Below are 17,255 nucleotides of genomic sequence, written 5' to 3'. Positions count from 1 at the left end.
TGCAACGTCGCACCGATGTCCGACGTACGCGTCGTCGTCATCGACTGCACCGACACCGGTGCGTCCCCACCGACCGCCACCGACCCGACCTGGATGCGCCGCGAGATGCGGCGCACCGCGAGCGGCCGGGCCGGCAGCTCGGGGAGACCCAGTGCGACTGGCTCTCCAGTGGTCATGACGTCACCGGTTCCCGCCGACAGTCTCCCGCATCGCTCGCAGGGACTCCTTCAGGGACCCCATCGTGGCGAGGACGGCGGTGGGCTCGTAGCCGCAGTGCGCCATGCAGTTGGCGCAGCGCGGGTCCTTGCCCCGGCCGTACTTGTCCCAGTCGGTGTCCTCGATGAGCTCGCGGTACGTCGGCACGTACCCGTCGCTCATCAGATAGCAGGGCCGCTGCCACCCGAAGAGCGAGTAGTTGGGAATGGCCCAGGCCGTGCACGGGAAGTCCGCCTTGCCCTCCAGGAAGTCGAGGAAGAGCGGCGAGTGGTTCAGCCTCCAGCGGTTCCGGTTGCCGCCGGCGAAGGCCTTCTTGAAGAGCTGGCGGGTCTGTTCGACGCCCAGGAAGTGCTCCTGGTCGGGCGCCTTCTCGTAGGCGTAGGCGGGCGAGATCATCATCTCGTCGACCTTCAGCTCGTCATTGAGGTAGTTGAGGACCTCGATGACGGTCTGCGGGGTGTCGGTGTTGAAGAAGGTGGAGTTGGTGGTGACCCGGAAGCCAAGTCGCTTGGCCTCCTTCATCGCCTCCACCGCCTCGTCGAACACACCTTCCTTGGCGACCGACTCGTCGTGCCGCTCGCGCAGTCCGTCGATGTGGACGGCGAAGGCGAAGTACGGCGACGGCGTGAACTTCTCGAGCTTCTTGCGCATCAGCATGGCGTTGGTGCAGAGGAACACGTACTTCTTCTTTGCCACCAACTGGCGCACGATCTCGTCGATCTGAGGGTGCATCAGTGGCTCGCCGCCGGCGATGGACACCATCGGGGCACCTGATTCGAGCACGGCCCCGACCGCCTGGGCGACGGGCATGCGCTGCTTGAGCACCCCGGCCGGGTGCTGGATCTTGCCACATCCCTCGCACGCCAGATTGCAGGCGAACAAGGGTTCCAGCTCGACAATCAGCGGGAACTTGTCCCGCTTGCGGATCTTCTGTTCGATGAGATACGTCGCAACCTTGATGGACTGACGGAGCGGCATGGCCATCTGGGCTCACCTCCTGGGGAGCAGCAAAGATCGGTGCCATTCGTGGAAAGCCGGAAGGACAGCACGAAGAACGCGGAAAGCCGATATTCCACCGCGCACTGTGCCGATGCGGACGAGCTCATGCTCCGGAGCGTCCACGACCACCCGTACGGCGGCAACCGGGCGTGGCCCGCTCCGTACAGCGGTGCGGAGTGTGGCGGCGGACTCCATGTCCACCGCGATGGCGCCGGTGGCCCGCAGCGCGGCGCGCTCCGGCCCCCGGACGACATGGCCGGAGCCGGTCAGCGGGCCGGTGTGGACCGTGCGTCCCGGCACCGCCCTGGCCAGGGCGTCGACCAGCAGACCGGCGCCCGTGCAGGCAGTGGTGCCGCCGGGGTCCCGGGTCTCCTCGGCCACCACGAGGTCCCCGGGGTGCATTCCGGGGGCCAGGCCGGCACAGAAGCCGGAGGCGATGACCGCGGCGCCTCCGGCTCCCTTCCGGCCCAGTGCGCGCAGGACGGCGCTCTCGGCGGCCTTGGGGCCCATGCCCGTCCTGATGACGGTCACAGGGCCGGCGCCGCCGCCGGCCCTGCCGCTGCGCAGGGCGAGGTGCTCGATGCCCAGCGCGCAGGCGATCAGCAGCGGCGTGACGGGGCCGGGCGGCCCCTGGGTATCGCCCATCAGGCCCCCTTGCCCGTGGCGGCGCCGGCGGTGGTGCCGTTCGCGAACGGGTCTCCGTACACGTACCGCCCGAGCGCGGTGAGGGGGAAGACCTGCCGGTAGAGGTGGTAGTTGATGGAGAAGTCCCAGGGGAAGCCGGTCCCGGTGAAGTACGGCTCGTCCCACGAGCCGTCCGCCTGCTGGGTCTCGGCCAGCCAGGCGATGCCCCGCTCCACGGACCTGCTGTCACGCTCCCCCGCGGCAAGCAGCGCGAGGAGCGCCCAGGCCGTCTGGGAGGCGGTCGAGGTGCCGTGGCCGATCCACTTCTCCTCCTGGTAGGAACGCAGGTCCTCGCCCCAGCCGCCGTCGTCGTTCTGGACCGACTCCAGCCACCCGACTGCCCGGCGGACCGACGGATGGGCGGTCGGCAGCCCCGCCGCCACGAGGGCGGGTACCACGGACCCTGTGCCGTAGATGTAGTTGACGCCCCACCGGCCGAACCACGCGCCGCACGCCTCCTGTTCGGCGAGCAGCCACTCGATGCCGCGCCGGGTACGGGGGTGGCCGGAGCGGCCCTCGATGGCGAGCATCTCCACGACGTGCCCGGTGACGTCGGCGGACGGCGGGTCGATGACCTCACCGAAGTCGCAGAACGGCAGCCGATTGGGGAAGGGGCTGGTGTTGTCCGCGTCGAAGGCGCCCCAGGCCCCGTTGCGGGACTGCATGCCGAGGTTCCAGCGTACCCCGCGTTCGATGGCGGCCTCGAGCCTTGCGGGGTCCGGGTGCCGGACCCGGCGCAGTGCCAGCACGACCTCGGCGGTGTCGTCGATGTCGGGGTAGTTGTCGTTGTGGAACTCGAACGCCCAGCCACCGGGGGCGAGTTCGGGCTTGCGCACGGACCAGTCGCCGGGCCGTACGATCTCCTCGCCGAGCATCCAGTCGGCCGCCCTCACGAGCGCCGGATGGTCGGCGGGCACGCCGGCGTCGGCGAGCGCGATGGTGGCGAGGCAGGTGTCCCAGACCGGCGACTGGCAGGCCTCGATCATGCGGGCGCCGTCCTCGCGCCATACGGTGAACCGGTCGAGCGAGGCGAGCCCGGCCTTCATCACCGGGTGGTCGAGGTCGTAGCCCAACAGGTGCAGGGCGATGACGGAGTACACGGCGGGCGGCTGGATGCCGCCCCAACAGCCGTCGTTCTCCTGGCGCTCGATGATCCAGCGGGCCGCGGCGTTCATTGCGATGCGGCGCAGCCTGCGCGGAGCGACCCGGTGATAGGCGTGCAGCGCCTTGTCGAGCCGTTGGAAGACACCGTCCCAGCTGGCCACCGGCGCCATGCGCCCCGGCGGGTTCGGCTGCTCCGGGTCGGTGTGCAGCTCGTCGAGGGCGAACGGGGCGGGACGTACCGGCCGTTTCGCGGAGACGATGGTGAGCGGGACGATGGTCTGGCGGGCCCAGCAGCCGAAGTCGTAGATGTTGAGCGGTACCCACTTCGGGAAGAACATCAGCTCGGGCGGGAGCTCCGGCAGGTCGTCCCACTTCCACCAGCCGAAGAGGGCCAGCCAGATCCGGGTGAAGACCCGGGCCGCCGCGATGCCGCCCTGTTCCCGGACGAAGCGCGCCGCCCGGATCATGTGCGGGTCGTCGGTGCGGTCTCCGGCCAGCCTGAGGGCGACGTACCCCTCGATGGTGGCCGAGAGGTCGCCGGGGCCGCCGTGGAAGGTGGCCCAGGTGCCGTCGCCGAGCTGTTCGCCGCGGATGAAGCGGGCTGCCGCCTGCACCGTGGCCGGGTCCTGGATCCCCAGGAACTGACGGAGCAGCAGGTCCTCGGCGTCCATCGTGACGTTGGTGGCGAGGTCCCCCTTCCACCAGCCCTGCTCGTCCTGTCTGCCGAGGAGGTGCTCCACCGAGCGTTCCGCGGCCCGCCGCGCGGCGGCCAGACCGTCGTCCGCGGCAGTGGTTGTGTCGGTCGGATCGCTGGCCGAGGCTGCGCGGAGGTTCGCGGCCCCGGTGCTTCCGTCGGTCGTCGCTGTCATGGCTTCCCCTTCGTGCAGTTGGTCCTCTGCTGTGCTGGGGTCTCCGTCGGCGGGCGTCCTGTGAGGGCGCCCGCCGGCGACTGCGATTCATATGCGGATGGTGATCATCTCTTTCGGACGACAACGAAGTCGGCGAGCGCGGTGAGCTGCGCCCGCACACGTTCCGGCATGTCGACACCGTGCAGCGCCTCGATGGCTACCGCATGCTGACGACGGGCTTCCTGAGCGGTCCATTCGCGACCGCCCGCCTCCTCGATGAGTGCCGCTCGCGCGGCGAACTCCTCTTCGGAGAAGCTGTCGAAGTCGCTGCTCTTGGCGTCGGCGGCGAGGAGGTCGCCCAGCCGGGCGGACGCGGGTCCGCCCGCGGCGAGCGCGGCGACGACGGGCAGGGACTTCTTGCGCTGACGCAGATCGCTCCACGTCTGCTTTCCGGTGGCCTCCGGGTCGCCCCAGATCCCGAGCAGGTCGTCGACGGCCTGGAAGGCCAGGCCGAGGTGGTAGCCGTACGCCTCCAGGATGTCGGCGGTACGGTCGTCCGCGCCGCCGAGCACGGCGCCGATGGAGACGGCGCAGGCGAGCAGGGCGCCCGTCTTGTTGCCCTCCATCTCCAGGCACTCCTCGACGGTGACCCGTTCGCGGTGCTCGTAGGAGATGTCCTGGGCCTGACCGTCGATGAGCTTGCGGGAGGCGGTGGTCAGGCGGCGGGCCGCTCGGCCCGCCTCGACGGTACCGAGCTCCAGCAGGACCTCGTTGGCCAGCGCGAAGAGCGCGTCGCCGACGAGGATCGCCTGGGCAGGGCCGTACACCTTCCATACGGTGTCCCGGTGGCGGCGCTGTTCGTCGCCGTCCATCAGGTCGTCGTGCAGCAGCGAGAAGTTGTGCACGAATTCGACGGCCACCGCGCCGGGGATCCCGGCTTCGGCCGGGGCGCCCGCCGCTTCGGCGGACAGCAGGGCGAGCGCGGGGCGCACGGCCTTGCCGCCGTCGCCGTCGGCGGGCAGGCCCTGGGCGTCGATCCAGCCGAAGTGATAGGCCGCGACGGTGTCCATGGGCGGCGCCAGCCGGTCCACGGCAGCTCGCAGCACCGGCGCTGACAGGGCCCTTCCGCGCTCCAGAAGCGCGGTGACGTCCGTGGTTTCCGCCACGGTGTCGTAAGCCGGATTCGCCGGGGTCACAGACTCTCCTCTTGTTCCGGTGGTACTGCTCATGCCGCCTCCTGCAGCGGATGTTCGTGGGGCCGCCCGAGAGCCTGGAGTGCGCCCTCCGCGGCGCTGAAGCCACTGCGGACAGCGCCCTCCATCGTGGCGGGCCAGCCGGTCGCGGTCCATGCCCCCGCCAGGTGGAGGCCGGGGGCGCGGGTGTCCGCGCCCGGCCTCAGGCGTCCCACTCCCGGGGCGGGCGCGAAGGTCGCCGTGCGCTCACGGGTGACGAAGAAGTCGCGGATCCCGGCACCGCGTGCGGCCGGGAGGAGCCGCTCGAGCTCGGGCAGGTAGCGCTTGCGCAGTTCGGCGACGGGCAGGTCGATCTCGTCCTGGGCCGCGGACTGGGAGAGCGCGAGGTACTGCCCCTCGCCCTGGAGTCCCGACTGCTCGGTACGGTCGAAGACCCATTGCACGGGCGATCCGATGGCTGCGAAGAACGGCCTCCGCAGCACCTTGCGGTCGTAGACGACGTGAACGTTGAGGATCGGCGCGTCGGCGATGTCCAGGAGACGTCCCGGAGAGTCGATCGCCCCGTCGGGCAGCAGCCCGTGTGCCTCGCCCTGCGGCACGGCGAGAACGACGGTCCCCGCCTCGATCAGCTCGCTGTCCGTCCCGACGGCCCAGCGGCCGTCGTCGGTACGTGTGAGTGAGCCGACCCGGGCGCGCAGCTGGGTCCGGACGCCGGCCGAGTCGAGCGCCTTGCGGGCGAGGGTGTCGTGCAGCTCGCCGAGCGGGACCGCGGCCCAGCCGATGTCCGCGGCGCCCGGCTCGGAGAGCAGCCCCGTCTTGAAGACCATGGCCGCCAGTGCCATGGAGGCGTTCGGCGCGGTCGCGTTGAGCGTGGCGACACCGACGAGGTCCCAGAGCGCCTCGATGGTGCGCCCGGACTGGCCGTGCCGTCGCAGCCAGGTCGCGAAGTCGATGCCGTCGAGTGCGGGGTCGGCCGGGTCGAGGCGGCCGAGTGCCAGTGCGGCCCGCGCGACGCCCGCCTTCTCCGCGAGCGAGAGGTGCGGGTACGCGGCGAGGCCGGCGGCGAGGTGCAGGGGTACGGGAAGTCCGGTGCGGCGCAGCCGTCCGAGCCGCGGACCTGCCTGCCGTCCGACGTCGAGTACGGGCACGTCGAGGCGGTCCTGGAGCGGTGCGAGGTGGGTGCCTTCGATCCGGTCCAGGAACCAGCGGTAGGCGGTGCAGCAGCGCAGGTAGACGTGCTGGCCGTTGTCGACGGACAGCTCGCCGCGGCGGAAGGAGAAGGCCAGCCCGCCGAGCCTGGGACGGCCTTCGAGCAGGGTCACGTCAAGCCCGGCGTCGGCGAGGCGGAGGGCCGAGGTGACTCCGGCCAGGCCGCCGCCGACGACGACCGCACGTGAGCGGCTCAGGTTCCGGCCACTCATGCGTCCCCCTTTCGCCGGGCCGCGGGAGTCCGGGCCGTACGGGCCCGGATAACGGAGATCGGAAACATCGCAGTCAGGGACGCAGCAGAAAGGCGGAGGGTTGCCCGCCGCCCGGTACCGCTCGTGGGGCACATCAGACCCGCCCCCTGGCCGTCCGGCGGGAGATGTACCGCGCGTCGAGGCCCGACAGGCCGCGCACCGCCACATAGGCCTTCTCGTGCCCGGGCAGTGAGACCCTGCCGCGCAGTACGGCCTCGGGGTCGCGTTCGATCCGGTCGAGGAGCCGGCGGTAGATGCCCGCCATGGCGGCGACACAGGCGCCGCTGCGCCGGTCCAGCATCGGCAGCAGCCGGTAGCCCTCGGCGAACAGGGCCCGTGCGCGCCGGACCTCGAAGTGCACCAGGCCGGCGAAGTCGGAGCCGGCCGGCGGGGTCGCCCGGTGGAATCCGGCGGAGCAGCCGAACTTGGCGAGATCGTCCGCGGGCAGGTACGTGCGCCCGTTGCCCGCGTCCTCGCGGACGTCGCGCAGGATGTTGGTGAGCTGGAGCGCCAGGCCGAGCGTGTCCGCGTACTCCGCGGCACGGTCGGCACCCGGTGCGCCCGGTTCCGTCCCGAAAACGCCCAGACTGAGGCGTCCGATGGCACCCGCGACACACCGGCAGTAGGTCCTGAGGTCGTCCCAGGTCTCGTAACTCGCGCCGCGCACGTCCATCAGCACGCCGTCGATGAGCTCGTCGAGCCCGCCGAGGGGCAGCGGGAACCGGCGCGCCGCGTCGGCGAGCGCGACGGCCACCGGGTCGGTGTCGTCCTCGTCGACCGCGCCGCTCCTGACCCGGTCGAGCAGCTCGCGGGTGCTCTCCAGCCGGGACCGCTTGGTCTCCGGGGCCAGTTCTCCGTCGCCGATGTCGTCGACCCGACGGGAGAAGGCGTACAGCGCCGACATGGCCTGCCGCTTGTCGTACGGCAGCAGCCTGATGCCGTACGCGAAGTTACGGGCCTGCTGTCCGGTGACGGCCTCGCAGTAGCTGTATGCGGCCTGTACCGGTGCCGACATGTACGTCGTCTGTCCCTCCACGGTCCGGCTCACCCCTCTCTGTGCGCTCTTCGCAGGACAACTCCCACTTCGCGCAGCAGTCTGGGCGCGGTGGGCCTGGGCGGTCCGGGCAGTACGTCGAACCCGGCGGCCGAGATCGCGGTGAGGGCGGCTCGCCCTCCGGCGACGAATCCGGCGAGCAGCAGCTTGAGCCTGCCGTTGACACTACCCACCAGGGGAATGCCTTCGTCCAGCAGGTCATGAGCGCGTTCCGCTTCGAACGCGACCAGGGCGCGCAGCGATGCGCCCCCGGACGGTACGGCCAGGTCTGATTCACGGACATGGAAACGGGCCATGTCGTCGGCGGGGAGATAGATCCGGTCGCGGCCGAAGTCCTCGGCGACGTCCTGGAGGTGCTCGGCGATCTGCAGCGCGGTGCAGACCGCGTCGGAGCGCCGGATCCGTTCCGGGCTCGCGGTGCCGGTGATCTGCAGGACCAGCCGGCCGACGGGGTTGGCGGAGAGCTCGCAGTAGGCCCGGAGCTCCGCGTACGTCCCGTAGCGGCGGATCTTCTGGTCCTGCCGGTTGGCCTCGATGAGTCCGAGGAAGGGTTCGGGGGTGAGCGCGCAGGCGCGCACGGTGGGGCGCAGGGCGCGCAGCAGGGGGTGGCGCGGCACCTCGGCCGAGCCGGCGAAGACCCGGTGCAGATCGGCCTCGAGGGCGTCGAGCATGGCGAGGCGGTCCTCGGTCTGTCCGGGCTCGAGGCCCAGGTGACGCGCGTCGGCGCCGCCGGGTGCGAGGTCGCCGTCACCGATGTCGTCGACGAGGCGGGCGAAACCGTAGACCGCCATCAGGTCGTCGCGCCAGGCGCGGGGCAGGAAGAAGGGGGCCACGGGGAAGTTCTCGTCCGCGGCCTTGTCGAGCGTGCCGGTTGCGGCGGCGTCGGTACGCGCCTGCTGGGTACGGATCACTGCGTACCGCCCGACGCGGGGACGGCGAAACCACGTCGGAGCTGGAGATTTTCCATCATTGCCGTCATATCTCCCGTTCTACACTGCCGACCCAAAACATCCCTTTTCGGACACGCCGCTCATTCTCCCGAGTGCGACGGGCTCACCAGGGGCGATGCGCGGGGGGCGTATCCCCCCACATGGCCGCGAATCAGCACCGGTACAGCTTACGTTGTACAACGCACAAGCCCGCGCAGGGGTGCGACGCACCCCGGTACAACACTTCGATCTCCGCCAACCTTCCCCGGATTCAGGGCAATTGACGTCATCCGGCGGGAGGAGATGCCCCCGGGAGCCGTCGTACGTCCCCGCTGCCCGGGAGCCGGACGCCGCAGTGGCCCCCGCCGCTGCGCTCCGGCGGGGGCCACTCGGTCGTACGGGACTACTTGCCGGTCTCCCGCTCGTAGGCCTTGAGGACCTCGTCGGTGGAGCCGTCCATCAGGAGCTCGCCCTTCTCCAGCCACAGCACCCGGTCACAGGTCTCCCGGATGGTGGTGTTGTTGTGGCTGACCAGGAAGACGGTGCCCGCTTCCTTGCGCAGCTCACGGATCCGCTCCTCCGAGCGGACCCGGAACTTGCGGTCACCGGTGGCGAGAGCCTCGTCGATCATGAGGACGTCGTGGTTCTTGGCCGCGGCGATCGAGAAGCGGAGCCGCGCCGCCATGCCCGAGGAGTACGTCCGCATCGGCAGGGTGATGAAGTCGCCCTTCTCGTTGATCCCGGAGAACTCCACGATGTCGTTGTACCGCTCCTGGATCTCCTCACGGCTCATGCCCATCGCGAGACCGCCGAGCACGACGTTGCGCTCACCGGTGAGATCGCTCATGAGCGCGGCGTTGACCCCGAGCAGGGACGGCTGGCCGTCCGTGTACACCTTGCCGTGCTCCGTGGGCAGGAGTCCGGCGATGGCCCGCAGCAGGGTGGACTTGCCCGAGCCGTTGGTGCCGATGAGGCCGATCGCCTGGCCCCGGTACGCGGTGAAGGAGACACCCCGCACCGCGTGCACCTTGCGGACGCCGCGCGGCTCGCCCTTGCCCCGGCGCATGATCCGGCTCAGCGCCGCGGTGGCGCTGCCCTTGCCGCCGCCCGTGCCGTTGACCCGGTACACGATGTGCACGTCGTCGGCGATGACGGTGGGGATGTGCCCCTGGGACGTTTCCTCAGCCACGGCCGTACCGTTCCTCTGCCTTCCAGAAGTACACGAAGCCCACGACGCCCACCAGGAGCGACCAGGCGAGCCCGACGGCCCAGACGTGCGGCGGCAGGTTCTCCGAGCCGTAGCCGTCGATGAGCGCGAAGCGGACCAGGTCCATGTAGATGGCCGCCGGGTTGTACTGCAGCACGTCGGCGATCCACTGCGGCTTGTCCGCCAGCATGACCGGGATGGAGAACATGACGCCCGAGGCGTACATCCAGGTCCGCATGACGAACGGCATCAGCTGCGCCAGGTCGGGAGTCTTGCTGCCCATCCGGGCCATGACCAGGGCCAGGCCCGTGTTGAACAGGAACTGCATGGCCAGCGCCGGGATCACCAGCAGCCACGAGAGCGAGGGATAACTGCCGAATCCCACCGCCACGGCCAGCAGCACGATCATCGAGTACATCAGCTGCTGGAGCTGCTGCAGCGAGAAGGAGATGGGCAGTGAGGCGCGGGGGAAGTGCAGGGCGCGGACGAGGCCGAGGTTGCCGGCGATGGACCGCACCCCCGCCATGACCGAGCTCTGGGTGAAGGTGAAGACGAAGACCCCCGTCACCAGGAACGGGATGAAGACCTCCTGGCTCATCCCCCTCGCGGTGCCCAGGATGAGTCCGAAGATCAGGAAGTAGACCATCGCGTTCAGCAGGGGCGTGGCCACCTGCCACAGCTGACCGAGCTTGGCCTGGCTGTACTGCGCGGTCAGTTTCGCCCTGGAGAAGGCCAGGATGAAGTGACGGCGGCCCCAGAGCTGACGGATGTATTCGAACAGCCCGGGCCTGGCGCCGCTCACCGTCAGGCCGTACTTGGCGGCCATCTGGGACGCGCTGAGCCCCTCGTCGGCGGACGGTGGGGTGCTCAACGCGACCCCACCGTCGTGGGTTGTCTCACTCACAAGTTGAAACTCTCGTCTTCACAATGCGCAGCCGGTCGCGGGCGCGGCCAAGGCGGACAGGGTCCCGTACGAAAAATACGCCTCATGGTCTCAGAGAAGAGCTTCTCAGATCACGGGTGGTCGGCCCAGTCTGGTCAGCCGCCAGACCGTACGCCATTTCATGGGGCGCCGGGGACCGCAGGGCTTCGCCCAGCCTTCCCGGAATCCGCCGAACCACGCCTTGAGCGCGGGCATGGACGGCCTGCGGACCAGGGTGAGCAGCAGCCAGACACCGACGTACACGGGCACGAGCGGCGCGGGCAGGTTCCGGCGGGCGAGCCAGACCCGGTTCCGGGCCACCATGCGGTGATATACCGCATGCCGGGAGGGAGCGGTGGTGGGGTGGTTGAGCACCATGTCCGCGCGGTAGTCGATCATCCAGCCGGCGTCCAGGGCACGCCAGGCCAGGTCGGTCTCCTCGTGCGCGTAGAAGAACTCGTCCGGCAGTCCGCCGACCTCGGCGATCACCTGGGTGCGCACGGCGTTCGCACCGCCCAGGAACGTCGTCACCCGGGACGAGCGCATCGGGTCGGAGGCACGCAGCCGCGGCACGTGCCGGCGCTGGGTGGCCCCGGTGTCCGGGTCGGCGATACGGAAGGTGACGATGCCGAGCTTGGGGTCCGTCCCGAACGCCTGCCGGCAGAGCTCGGCGGTGTCGGTGTTCGGCAGCAGCCCGTCGTCGTCGAGGAAGAGCAGGGCGTCCACGTCGGCACCGGAAGGGCCGAACGCCTCGATGCCGACGTTGCGGCCCCCTGGAATGCCCAGGTTCTCGGGCAGCTCCACGGTCCGCACGCCCGCGGGGACGTCGGGGACCGCGGCGCCGTTGCCGACCACGACCACCTCGATCCGGTCGCCGTCCTGCTTGGCGACCGAGTCGAGGAGGGCGCGCAGCTCGTCCGGACGGTTGCCCATGGTGATGATGACGGCGCCGAGTTTCATGGGGGAGCTCACTTCAGCCTGCTGGACGCGAGGATCGACACCAGGTGCAGGACGGTCTGGAGAAGGGCGATGCCGGCCATGACCGCGACGGCGAGACGGCTGAAGAAGAGGTCGTCCCTGACCGTGTCGAGGACGGCCACCACCAGGATGACCAGCGACGCCTCGATGCCGAGGATCAGCCGGTGGAACTTGAGCGCACCGGCGGCCCGGCGGGCGAGCGCCATGCCGGAGGAGCGCGGCTCGGACGCGGACTCCTTGACGGGCGGCAGCCCGCCCTGGTGCCGTGCGACGCCGACGAGGTCGGTCTCGGCCTTGATCAGGATGGCGCCCAGCGCGGCGAGCGTGCCCAGGAAGGCCCACAGCCAGTCGATGCGTCCCGGGCCCCACAGGTCGGCGGCACGCAGGCCGAAGCCGACCAGCACCGCCGCGTCGCACAGATAGGCGGCCACCCGGTCGAGGTAGACCCCGCCCAGCGAGAACTGCTTCTTCCAGCGGGCCACCTCGCCGTCGACACAGTCGAACAGCAGGTAGAGCTGGACCGCGAGCACGCCGAGCAGGGCCCCGGGGATGCCCGGGACCAGCAGGGCGGGCGCCGCGAGCACGCCGGCGACGGTCATCACGTAGGTCAGCTGGTTGGGCGTGACCTTGGTGGTCACCAGGCGCCGGGTGATGCGCAGCGAGACCTCGCGCATGTACAGCCGACCAGCCCAGTGCTCGCCGCTGCGCCGGTCCTTCACACCCGGAGGGTGCACGACCGGACGGAGTTCAGCTATGGATGGCTTTTGCATAGTCGGCGTACGCGTCCCTGATCTGGTCGGTGGACAGGTTGAGGTGTTCCAGGATCGTGAAGCGTCCCGGGCGCGTCTGCGGGGCGTACTCGACGGCCCGGACGAACTCTTCGGCGGTGAAGCCGATCTCGTCGGGCAGCACGGGCAGCCCGTGGCGCCGCAGTACGGACGCCATGTGCAGCGACTCCGCGCGTGCGCCCCGCAGGTGCATGGCGAAGCAGGCGCCGAGGCCGACCTGCTCGCCGTGGCTGGCCGCACGCTTCGGGTACAGCAGGTCGAAGGCGTGGTTGATCTCGTGGCAGCCGCCCGAGGCGGGCCGGGAGTCCCCGGCGACCGACATCGAGATGCCGGTCAGGACGAGTCCCTCGGCCAGCACCTTGAGGAAGGCGTCGTCGCGGACGGTGCCGGGGTGGCGCAGTACGGCTTCGCCGGCCTGTCGTGCCATGGCTGCCGCGAGTCCGTCGATCTCCTCGCCCTGGATCTCGTGGGCGAGCTCCCAGTCGGCGACGCAGGAGATGTTGGAGACGGCGTCGCCGATGCCCGAGCGCACGTAGCGTGCGGGGGCCTGGCGGATCACGTCGAGGTCGATGACCACCGCGATCGGGGTGGGGACCCCGTAGGAGCCGCGCCCGTTGTCGTTGTCCAGGGTCGCGACCGGCGAGCAGAGCCCGTCGTGGGACAGGTTCGTCGCGACGGCGACCATGGGCATGCCGACCCGCGCCGCGGCGTACTTCGCCACGTCGATGATCTTGCCGCCGCCGAGGCCGACGACGGCGTCGTAGCGGTTGCCCTTGATGCCGTCGGCGAGCCGCACCGCGGAGTCGATCGTGCCGTCGGTGACCGGGTACCAGTCGGCCCCCGGCAGCACCGGAGCGAGCCGCTCGCGCAGGGCGCGCCCGGAACCGTCGCTGATCGCGATGGCGAGCTTGCCCGACGCGGAGATCCGCTGGTCGGCGAGGAGACCGGCCAGATCGTCCATGGCGCCGCGCCGGATGTCGACGACGACCGGGGACGGGATGAGGCGGGTCAGTACCGGCACGCGATCTCCCTGCCGCGGGCGAGGTCGTCGTGGTTGTCGATCTCGACCCAGGTGACCTCGCCGATGGGGGCCACGTCGACGGTGAAGCCGCGGTTCACGAGCTCCTGGTAGCCGTCCTCGTAGTAGAGGTCGGGGTCGCGCTCGAAGGTGACCTTCAGCGCGTCGGCGAGCTCCTCGGCGGCCTCGGGCTCGATCAGCGTCACGCCGATGTACTCGCCGGTCGCGGTGGCCGGGTCCATCAGCTTGGTGATCCGCTGCACACCCTTCTCGCCGTCCGTGATGACCTTCATCTCCTCGTCGGCGAGGTTCTTCACCGTGTCGAGGGCGAGGATGATCTTCTGGCCCTTGCCGCGGGCGTCCAGGAGGGTCTTCTCGACGGAGACCGGGTGCACGGTGTCGCCGTTGGCGAGGATGACGCCCTTCTTCAGGACGTCACGGGCGCACCAGAGGGAGTAGGCGTTGTTCCACTCCTCGGCCTTGTCGTTGTCGATGAGCGTCAGGGTCACGCCGTACGTCGCCTCGAACTCGGCCTTGCGGGCGTAGACGGCTTCCTTGCGGTAGCCGACGACGATCGCGACCTCGGTGAGTCCGACCTCGGCGAAGTTGGCCAGCGTCAGGTCCAGGACCGTCTTCTCGCCGTCGACGGGCACGAGTGCCTTGGGCAGCGTGTCCGTGTACGGACGCAGACGTCGTCCTGCACCGGCAGCCAGTACGAGGCCGATCATGCGAGTTCTCCTTCGTCGTGTACAGCGGGGGCCGAGGAGGACACCCAGAAGCGGATGGACTCCACGAGCACCACCAGAGCCACGGCTGCCGCGAGCGCGGTGAGAGCCGTGGTAAATCCTGAACTCCGGGTCAGTACGGCGGCGAGTACGGCCACGACCAGGGTCCGGCCCTCGTGCCCGCCGATGGCGCGCACCAGCCACCGGGGCGGTGCGCCGGTACCGCCTCGGATGCGGTACACCGTGTCGTAGTGATGGTAGGCGACGGCCGAAACGAGGCCGAATGCCGCGGGAACGGCGTGCGGCACATCACTGCGGGCCGCCAGCACCAGAATCGTGCAGTACTCCGCGGCACGGAAGACCGGGGGCACGAGCCAGTCGAGCGCGCCCTTGAGCGGCCGCGAGACCGCGAGGCCGGAGACGACCGCGTACACCACTGCCGCTCCGACGGTCAGCCAGCTGCCGTAGGGAGCGAACAGGGCGGTGGCGACGATCACCACTGCGCCGGCGAGCGCCAGCAGCGGAGCTGTGAAGCCGCCGCCGGGGCGGCGGACCGCACCGGCCACGGCCTGCGCGAGGGGTCCCGAGTCGGCGAGGTCGGCCAGTGCGACGGCGGCCCGGTCGGTGCGCTGCGCCTTGCGGGTCAGCGAGCGCAGCAGCCGCCCGGCCGTGGTGTAACTGGCGGCCAGCGCGCATCCGACGAGCAGGGCGTAGAAGACGATCCGGGGGGTGGTCACCGCGGTGAGCACGGCGATCATGGCCCAGCGTTCGCCGATGGGCAGGACTATCATCCGGCGCAGCCAGACGGTCCAGCCGACGCTGTCGAGCCGGTCCGAGAGCGCGGCGGTGGGGCTCGTGTTGGAGACCGCGTCGTGATTGGCCTCGTTGAACGAGAAGTCGACGACATGCCGGCAGGCCTGGAGCACCATCGCGCCGAGCGCGAGGACCCATACGTCGTCGCCGCCGCGAGCGGCGCCGAGGGCGAGGCCCGCGTAGTACGCGTACTCCTTGGCCCGGTCGAAGGTGGCGTCCAGCCAGGCACCCATCGTCGAGTACTGCAGCGAGTAGCGGGCGAGCTGCCCGTCGGTGCAGTCCAGGACGAAGGAGAGGAGCAGCAGCACCCCGGCCGCGACATAGCCCCCGCGGGTGCCGGTCGCCGCGCTGCCGGCCGCGATGAGGGCCGTGATCAGCGAGGCGGTGGTGACCTGGTTCGGGGTGAAGCCCCGGCGGGCGCACCAGCGGGCGATGTAGCGCGAGTACGGGCTGATGAAGAACGTCGTGAAGAAGCCGTCGTGGGCCTTCACCGCGCTGCGCAGCCGTACGGCCTCGTCGTCGACGGCGTCGACGGCGGCCTGTGCGGCACTGCGGTCCTCGGGACCGGTGGGCACCTCGGCGGTGAGCGAACCGAGCTCGGGGCGCTGCACGGCGGTGCCCTCGGCGTCGAGGGCGACGGCGAGCCGACCGGGGACCGTGCGGTCCTCGGCGACGGGTTCGGCGCCGGCCGGCGCGACGGGGCTTCCCGCACCCACGGCTGCCACGGCCCTGCGCAAAGCACGGAGCAGCGCGTCCCGTGCCTCGGGCTGCGCGGTGAGCGCTCCGGGGACGGTGGCGGCGGCGAAGCGGGGGTCGGTCAGTCCGAGCCTGAGGGCATGGACGTGGCCGACGAAGCGCGGGTCCACGAGCGCGACGCGCCGGCTCGCGGGGACCGCGGCGAGCAGCTCGGCTGCCTCGGTGGCGTCGGCAGCTGCGCGTACGTCAAAGCCGAGTGACCGCAGATCGTCCTCGAGCGACGATCCGGGTACCGGCGCACCGGTGAGGATGGCGGTCGACAGACGAACTCACTCCTTGGTGCTGACGGGAAAGGCGCGCGACAGTGCGGCCCTCGGGTGGGCCGGCGGCGCGTCGGCTGAGGCTATCGGATGAACGGAAGGCCGAGTTCACCGCCCGTTTGTGCTCCGTTCGGGCGAACCGGCCATCATGCGGCGCTGTTCGCGATCATCATCGTCGATCAACACCTCGCCCCACAAACCGCGCAGGGTCAGCGCATAAGCTGACACGTATGACGTGGTTGATCACAGGCGGGGCCGGTTACATCGGAGCACATGTGGCGAAGGCCATGACGGGGGCCGGCGAGAGAGTCGTGGTGCTCGACGACATCTCCACGGGTATCGAGGGGCGCCTGCCCGCGGATGTTCCCCTGGTGCGCGGTTCGGCCTCCGACCGTGCGCTGCTCGACCGGGTGCTGGCCGAGCACGAGGTGACCGGTGTGGTGCATCTCGCGGCGAAGAAGCAGGTCGGCGAGTCCGTCGAGAAGCCCCTCGTCTACTACCGGGAGAACGTGACCGGGCTCGCCGTGCTGCTGGAGGCGGTGGTCGCGGCCGGTGTGCGGCGTTTCCTCTTCTCCTCGTCGGCCGCCGTGTACGGCGTTCCGGACACGGAGCTCATCACCGAGGAGACTCCGTGCGTCCCGATCAACCCCTACGGCGAGACCAAGCTGGCCGGCGAGTGGCTGGTGCGGGCGACGGGCCGGGCGCACTCGGTCTCGACCGCCTGTCTGCGCTACTTCAACGTGGCCGGGGCCGCGACGCCCGAGCTGTCCGACACGGGCGTCTACAACGTCGTGCCCATGATCTTCGACCGGTTGACCCGCGGCGAGGCCCCGCGGATCTTCGGTGACGACTACCCCACGCCCGACGGCACCTGCGTCCGCGACTACATCCACGTCGCCGACCTCGCCGACGCGCACCTCGCGGTGGCCCGGAAGCTGGCGGAGCCCGGCTTCGCCGGGGATCTGACCGTGAACATCGGCCGCGGTGAAGGCGTCTCGGTGCGCGAGCTCGCCGATCTGGTGGGCGAGGTCAGCGGCCTGCCCGCGAAGCCCGTGATCGAACCGCGCAGGCCCGGTGACGCGGCCAGGGCCGTCGCCTCTGCCGCGCGGATGACCGAGGAACTGGGCTGGACGGCCGGGCGCGGAGTGCGCGAGATGGTCGAGTCGGCCTGGGAGGGCTGGTGCCTGCGCCACCCCGAGGCGCGCGCGAAGTAGTCCACGGCATTCCGCCGACGCCCTGACCTGCGAACGTTTTCGCAGGTCAGGGCACATGACAACGGTGTTCAGTGCCGTGTTGCCCGG

16 protein-coding genes are annotated in these 17,255 nt (G+C 70.5%); 1 reads left to right on the top strand and 15 read right to left on the bottom strand.

Annotated elements, in window-relative coordinates:
• The 15 genes from ACFQ6X_RS09005 to ACFQ6X_RS08935 all read right to left on the bottom strand — a co-directional run.
• On the bottom strand, window positions 1–176 hold a 176-nt coding region (locus ACFQ6X_RS09005), incomplete at its 3' end, for a flavodoxin-dependent (E)-4-hydroxy-3-methylbut-2-enyl-diphosphate synthase (protein WP_383178186.1).
• A 4-nt stretch (window positions 177–180) separates the two neighbouring features.
• A complete protein-coding gene (gene hpnH, locus ACFQ6X_RS09000) occupies window positions 181–1,200 on the bottom strand; it encodes an adenosyl-hopene transferase HpnH (protein ID WP_383178138.1) in 1,020 nt (339 codons plus the stop codon).
• A 6-nt stretch (window positions 1,201–1,206) separates the two neighbouring features.
• Entirely contained in the window at window positions 1,207–1,860 is a 654-nt protein-coding gene (locus ACFQ6X_RS08995; protein ID WP_383178135.1) for a 1-hydroxy-2-methyl-2-butenyl 4-diphosphate reductase, read from the bottom strand.
• A complete protein-coding gene (shc, locus tag ACFQ6X_RS08990) occupies window positions 1,860–3,872 on the bottom strand; it encodes a squalene--hopene cyclase (RefSeq protein WP_383178132.1) in 2,013 nt (670 codons plus the stop codon). Before shc ends, ACFQ6X_RS08995 begins: the two co-directional genes overlap by 1 nt.
• 104 nt (window positions 3,873–3,976) lie before the next feature.
• Complete coding sequence (locus ACFQ6X_RS08985) at window positions 3,977–5,080, bottom strand: polyprenyl synthetase family protein (RefSeq protein ID WP_383178129.1); 1,104 nt, start codon at window positions 5,078–5,080, stop codon at window positions 3,977–3,979.
• Complete coding sequence (hpnE, locus tag ACFQ6X_RS08980; RefSeq protein ID WP_383178126.1) at window positions 5,077–6,465, bottom strand: hydroxysqualene dehydroxylase HpnE; 1,389 nt, start codon at window positions 6,463–6,465, stop codon at window positions 5,077–5,079. The genes ACFQ6X_RS08985 and hpnE overlap by 4 nt, the downstream gene beginning before the upstream one ends.
• A 133-nt stretch (window positions 6,466–6,598) precedes the next feature.
• Window positions 6,599–7,519, bottom strand: a complete 921-nt coding sequence (gene hpnD / locus ACFQ6X_RS08975) for a presqualene diphosphate synthase HpnD (RefSeq protein ID WP_329205321.1) — start codon at window positions 7,517–7,519, stop codon at window positions 6,599–6,601.
• A gap of 29 nt (window positions 7,520–7,548) precedes the next feature.
• A complete protein-coding gene (gene hpnC / locus ACFQ6X_RS08970; RefSeq protein WP_383178122.1) occupies window positions 7,549–8,469 on the bottom strand; it encodes a squalene synthase HpnC in 921 nt (306 codons plus the stop codon).
• Between the two features lie 421 nt (window positions 8,470–8,890).
• Window positions 8,891–9,676, bottom strand: coding sequence for an ABC transporter ATP-binding protein (locus ACFQ6X_RS08965; protein ID WP_383178119.1), 786 nt, complete (start codon window positions 9,674–9,676; stop codon window positions 8,891–8,893).
• On the bottom strand, window positions 9,669–10,598 hold the full coding sequence (locus ACFQ6X_RS08960) for an ABC transporter permease (RefSeq protein ID WP_383178116.1): 930 nt from the start codon (window positions 10,596–10,598) through the stop codon (window positions 9,669–9,671). The genes ACFQ6X_RS08965 and ACFQ6X_RS08960 overlap by 8 nt, the downstream gene beginning before the upstream one ends.
• 105 nt (window positions 10,599–10,703) lie before the next feature.
• Entirely contained in the window at window positions 10,704–11,576 is an 873-nt protein-coding gene (locus ACFQ6X_RS08955) for a glycosyltransferase family 2 protein (RefSeq protein WP_383178113.1), read from the bottom strand.
• Window positions 11,577–11,584: 8 nt separating this feature from the next.
• Window positions 11,585–12,364 carry a CDP-alcohol phosphatidyltransferase family protein gene (locus tag ACFQ6X_RS08950; RefSeq protein WP_383178110.1) on the bottom strand — a complete coding sequence of 260 codons (780 nt, stop codon included), beginning with the start codon at window positions 12,362–12,364 and terminating at the stop codon, window positions 11,585–11,587.
• The gene (locus tag ACFQ6X_RS08945; RefSeq protein ID WP_383178107.1) at window positions 12,342–13,403 is read right to left on the bottom strand and encodes an iron-containing alcohol dehydrogenase family protein; all 1,062 of its coding nucleotides are present in this window, start codon (window positions 13,401–13,403) and stop codon (window positions 12,342–12,344) included. The genes ACFQ6X_RS08950 and ACFQ6X_RS08945 overlap by 23 nt, the downstream gene beginning before the upstream one ends.
• Window positions 13,391–14,128 carry a phosphocholine cytidylyltransferase family protein gene (locus tag ACFQ6X_RS08940; RefSeq protein ID WP_329205334.1) on the bottom strand — a complete coding sequence of 246 codons (738 nt, stop codon included), beginning with the start codon at window positions 14,126–14,128 and terminating at the stop codon, window positions 13,391–13,393. Before ACFQ6X_RS08940 ends, ACFQ6X_RS08945 begins: the two co-directional genes overlap by 13 nt.
• A complete protein-coding gene (locus tag ACFQ6X_RS08935; RefSeq protein ID WP_383178183.1) occupies window positions 14,125–15,900 on the bottom strand; it encodes a DUF5941 domain-containing protein in 1,776 nt (591 codons plus the stop codon). Before ACFQ6X_RS08935 ends, ACFQ6X_RS08940 begins: the two co-directional genes overlap by 4 nt.
• A 284-nt stretch (window positions 15,901–16,184) precedes the next feature.
• Between ACFQ6X_RS08935 and galE the strand changes: the two genes are divergently transcribed.
• Entirely contained in the window at window positions 16,185–17,168 is a 984-nt protein-coding gene (gene galE, locus ACFQ6X_RS08930) for a UDP-glucose 4-epimerase GalE (protein ID WP_383178104.1), read from the top strand.
• Window positions 17,169–17,255 lie beyond the last annotated feature (87 nt).

The sequence above is a fragment of the Streptomyces sp. NPDC056452 genome (genome assembly GCF_042796085.1).
Lineage (GTDB): Bacteria > Actinomycetota > Actinomycetes > Streptomycetales > Streptomycetaceae > Streptomyces.
Note: the sequence above shows the minus strand (reverse complement) of the source record. Positions and strands in the feature narration are given on the sequence as shown.